Below are 4,165 nucleotides of genomic sequence, written 5' to 3'. Positions count from 1 at the left end.
TTCGTCGGCAGCGTCAGATGTGTATAAGAGACAGGATGGGGGAGATGGGGGAGATGGGGAGACAAATGATTTTCTAAGTTACCTTCCCTATCTCCCTACCTTCCCACCTTCCCCACCTTCCTTATCTTGACTCCGGTGCAACGAACCCCAAATCCGTCCCCTTCCCTGCATGAACCAGGGCTAACCTTTCATACCGTTGGGCATGGGTAATCAAATCTGCGGCTTCTTGATCCGAGACTTGCCGCACTACCTTGCCGGGAATGCCGACTACCAGCGATCGCGGAGGCACATCTTTAGTCACAACGGCTCCCGCCCCAATGATGCTGCCTGTACCCACCCGGACTCCATCTAATACAGTGGCACCAATGCCAATTAAGCAACCTGGCTCAATCTGGGCACCGTGAACGACGGCTCGATGCCCAACTGTTACGTGATCCTCCAAAATCGTAGGTAGACCCGGATCACCGTGTAGAATGGCTCCATCTTGAATATTTGTGCAGGCTCCTAGAACAATTTGTTCAACGTCTCCTCGCACAACGGCTCCATACCAAATGCTGACTCCTGGCGCGATCGTCACCTGCCCGATCACCGTGGCATTTGCCGCAATAAAGGCGGCCTGGGAACAGTCGGGTGGAGTCCAGAATGCCGGAGAATCCAGGGAACGATCGCACGAATTATTCACGATTAAAAAAATTGCTGTTAGAGTGCCAGTAGAATCCTTGAGAGAGTAGCAACTCCCCGTAGCTATAATAAAACCACTGGCACTGAGTATTACGAAAACTGCCTTTATCGCTCTGAATGATCAACCCCGCTTTGCAGTATCCCATCTTTGGTCCAGAGATTCAGTGCCCCCACTGCCGCCAAACGATCCCGGCACTGACCCTAACTGACACATATCTGTGCCAGCGGCATGGTGCGTTTGAAGCGAACCCGAAAACGGGTGAGTTAATTCATCTTCAGTCTGGACGACACTGGAAGCAGTGGGAAAATGAATGGTATCGCCAACATACCCATCCCGATGGTATTCGATTTGAGATTCATGAAGCCCTCGATCGCCTGTATACCCAGGGCTATCGGGCTACACGGGTGATCATTGCCCAACGCTATAAAGACTTGATCAGCACCTATCTGGAGCGTAGCACTCCCTGGCGAGGGCAAACGGATGCTCCGCGACCTCGGTTATATGGGCTACCGGTGGAGTTTAGTCCAGATCCGGCTGAAGCTCCCTGCTGGGAAGTGATTAACTTTGATCTGGAGAAGGAACCCGGTGCCCCGGTGCGTTACCCTTACTTCCGCTTATTTGAGTGATCGTCTATGCTCCATAGCTAACGGCGGTGGAGGAATAGTTATCGGTTTGGGTCAGCACTTCAAATAGACCCAGTTGTTTGGCTTGCTTAAAGGCCTTTTCCAGGGAAACGCCCTGGCGAGTCGCGATATGCATCAGGGCGATCGCCGCTGATCGTACCGCATTGTCACAATGGACGAGGGTTGGCTTGGGCAGACTATTAATCTGCTGCAAAATCCGTGTGGCGGTTTCGTCGTCTACCGTGTCTGGTTTGAACGGGAAATTGAGGTAATACAGTCCCGCCAGTTCAACTTTCTGCTGTTCATTCACTAAAAACCCGATCTCGTCTGGCGATCGCAGATTCAAGACTGAGCGAAACCCTTCCTGGGCAAGCTGAGGCAACTGGTCAACAGTAATCTGTCCGGCGATCGACAATTCATCGGTAATTTTTCTAATTGGTTCCATTGCCGTCTCCCTCACCGTTGCCTGGTGGCAGCTAGCAGTTGACTGTAGCCGTTAAAACTCTGATGATTGCTTATTCATGAGGGTAGGCGAACAATTTGAGGAACTTGTGAAGAAAAGATTAGTTCCAGCCCAATACTGCCGCTACTTGTGCAGCTAATTGCAATGGATCAAACGGCTTGGCGATCGTGGCTTTGACTCCTAGTTCGGTATAGCGTTGGCGATCGGAAGCCTGAACCTTGGCGGTCAGCAGAATCACTGGAATGGGTTGAGTCGTGGGATTGCCCTGTAACGCCTGGAAGGTGGCAACGCCATCCATATCCGGCATCATGACATCGAGCAGAATGGCATCTGGTTGTTCTGCGGTTGCCTTGGTAATGCCTTCCTTGCCAGAACTAGCGGTGCTAACTTGCCAGCCTGCTACAGTGCGTAAACAAATTTGGGCAATCTCCTGAATATAAGGTTCGTTGTCAATTACCAGAATATGTTTTGAAGTCGTCATAGAGAATTGTGGCAAGTAGCCATAGGGAGGACGATCGATTAAGCAACTTCCGAGACGAGAGGCAGGGTAAAGCGAAAAATACTGCCCTGTCCCAGTTCACTTTCTACCCAAATATCTCCCCCATGCTGCTGCACAATACTTCGGCAGATGGCTAACCCCAACCCTGTGCCATCCTGATTACGGGAATCGGAAGCATCCACTTGTTGAAACCGCTCAAAAATCTTGCCTAACTTGTCGGCAGGAATGCCCCGTCCCTGGTCTTTGACGGTAAATAGAATGTGAGCTGTAGCCGTAGGGGTTGGGAGGGAGGATGAGGACGATGGGGAAAATGAGGGGGATAGGGAGGATGGGGCGAGTTGTTCGGTAGTGTGCCGCCTCAGTGCCTCAGGGGATTGGGGATCGGGATCTCCAGGTTGGAGCAAGGTGGCAGATAGCCAAACGGTCTGTCCCCGAGGCGAGAACTTGATGGCATTACTGAGCAGGTTAGTGAGGGTTTGAATAATCCGATCGCCGTCGGCTTGTAACTCCACCGATGTAGGAGATACCGATAGAGTAATTCCCGCTTTATCTGCGATCGGCTGCATGATATTAACGGCTTGACTGATCAAATTCGTAGTATTGCAGGTAGCCAATTCCATCCGCACTTTGCCCGATTCGATCCGTTCAATGTCCAGCACGTCATTGATTAACCGCACTAAGCGATCGGTACTTTCTACCGCAATTTGCAATAACCGTTGGCTTGTTTCTGGTTCCGCATTCAAGAGTCCACTCGCCAACATTCTCAGGGAACCGTGAATCGAGGTTAGTGGGGTTCGCAGTTCGTGACTGACGACAGAAATGAATTCATCTTTCATCCGTTCGACCATCTCACGATCGCTGATGTCTCGCAGAATCACGGTATAAACGCGATCGTTACCCATTTCCAATTTTGAGATCGAGGCTTCGGCGGGAAACTCTTCCCCATTTTTGCGACGACCATAGATGGTGCCCCGTTCTCCCATCCGACGGGCAGGACTGACCGATTGCCCAAACTCCTTGACATGCTGGCGATGCCCCAAAACCGCCCGAATCGGTAACAGAATATCGAGTGGTTGCCCTAATGCCTCCCGCGCCGTGTAACCAAAGATTTTCTCGGCTCCCTGGTTAAACAGGGTAATACACTGCGTTTGATCGACGGAAATAATCGCATCATCCGCAATCTCTAGAATGCCAGCGAATCGGGCTTGAGATACGCGGAGGGCAGCTTCAATCCGTTTCCGTTCCTCCAGTTCTAATTGCAATCGGCGATTGACACTGACCAACTCAGCAGTGCGTTCAGCCACTCGTAATTCGGTTTCGTCCTTGGTCTTGCGGAGAGCTTGCTCCTGGCGTTGTTGGGCGGCTGTAGTGGAAGCGAGATCGGCTAAATGGCGATGCAATTCTAGCTGGGTCATTACCTGTCGTCCCAGGGTTTGTAAGGCCGTAATTTGCTTGGGACTGAGGGTTTGGGGGGCTGGATCAAGCACCGCCAGGGTGCCCAGGGCATAGCCATCGGCGGTAATTAACGGGACTCCGGCATAAAACCGAATTTTGGGCGCCGCTGTGACCAGAGGATGGTTAATAAACCGACTGTCGATCGCGGTATCGGGAATGATCAACATATCGGCATGCAGGATGGTGTAGGCACACAAGGTAGCATGACGCGGTAATTCGGTCGCCTCAAATCCCACTTTGGATTTAAACCATTGGCGATCGGCATCGATCAAGCTAATCCAGGCGATCGTGGTATCGCTAATCTGTACAGCCAGATTGACCAGATCATCAAAGGTCGGTTCTGGATCTGTATCAAGGATGTGGTACTGGCGCAGGGCAAGCAGACGAGCGGCTTCGTTGTCGGGGTGGGGAGAGGGGGTAGTTGCTGTCTCTTATACACATCT

Annotated in this window: 6 protein-coding genes; 2 read left to right on the top strand and 4 right to left on the bottom strand. The window is 51.7% G+C overall.

Translation table 11 applies throughout. From position 1 onward, the window contains the following. Positions 1 to 121: 121 nt before the first annotated feature. Entirely contained in the window at positions 122 to 682 is a 561-nt protein-coding gene (locus ACN4EK_RS32125) for a gamma carbonic anhydrase family protein (RefSeq protein WP_431662516.1), read from the bottom strand. Positions 683 to 798: 116 nt separating this feature from the next. Here ACN4EK_RS32125 and ACN4EK_RS32120 point away from each other — a divergent pair, with 116 nt between their 5' ends. Further along, on the top strand, positions 799 to 1,308 hold the full coding sequence (locus tag ACN4EK_RS32120; RefSeq protein WP_431662515.1) for a TIGR02652 family protein: 510 nt from the start codon (positions 799 to 801) through the stop codon (positions 1,306 to 1,308). Positions 1,309 to 1,312: 4 nt separating this feature from the next. Here the strand turns inward: ACN4EK_RS32120 and ACN4EK_RS32115 are convergent, their stop codons facing one another. The 3 genes from ACN4EK_RS32115 to ACN4EK_RS32105 form a co-directional block, all read right to left on the bottom strand. Beyond that, positions 1,313 to 1,750: a protein tyrosine phosphatase family protein gene (locus ACN4EK_RS32115; protein WP_431662514.1), complete on the bottom strand. Its 438-nt coding sequence runs from the start codon at positions 1,748 to 1,750 to the stop codon at positions 1,313 to 1,315. Positions 1,751 to 1,868: 118 nt separating this feature from the next. Then, complete coding sequence (locus ACN4EK_RS32110; protein ID WP_431662513.1) at positions 1,869 to 2,249, bottom strand: response regulator; 381 nt, start codon at positions 2,247 to 2,249, stop codon at positions 1,869 to 1,871. Between the two features lie 38 nt (positions 2,250 to 2,287). Then, positions 2,288 to 4,024: a GAF domain-containing sensor histidine kinase gene (locus ACN4EK_RS32105; RefSeq protein WP_431662517.1), complete on the bottom strand. Its 1,737-nt coding sequence runs from the start codon at positions 4,022 to 4,024 to the stop codon at positions 2,288 to 2,290. Here ACN4EK_RS32105 and ACN4EK_RS32100 point away from each other — a divergent pair. Next, the coding region (locus ACN4EK_RS32100; protein WP_431662512.1) for a hypothetical protein at positions 3,974 to 4,165 on the top strand (192 nt) is incomplete at its 3' end. The genes ACN4EK_RS32105 and ACN4EK_RS32100 overlap by 51 nt on opposite strands.

The sequence above is a fragment of the Pantanalinema rosaneae CENA516 genome, assembly GCF_050753385.1.
Lineage (GTDB): Bacteria > Cyanobacteriota > Cyanobacteriia > Leptolyngbyales > Leptolyngbyaceae > Pantanalinema > Pantanalinema rosaneae.
Note: the sequence above shows the minus strand (reverse complement) of the source record. Positions and strands in the feature narration are given on the sequence as shown.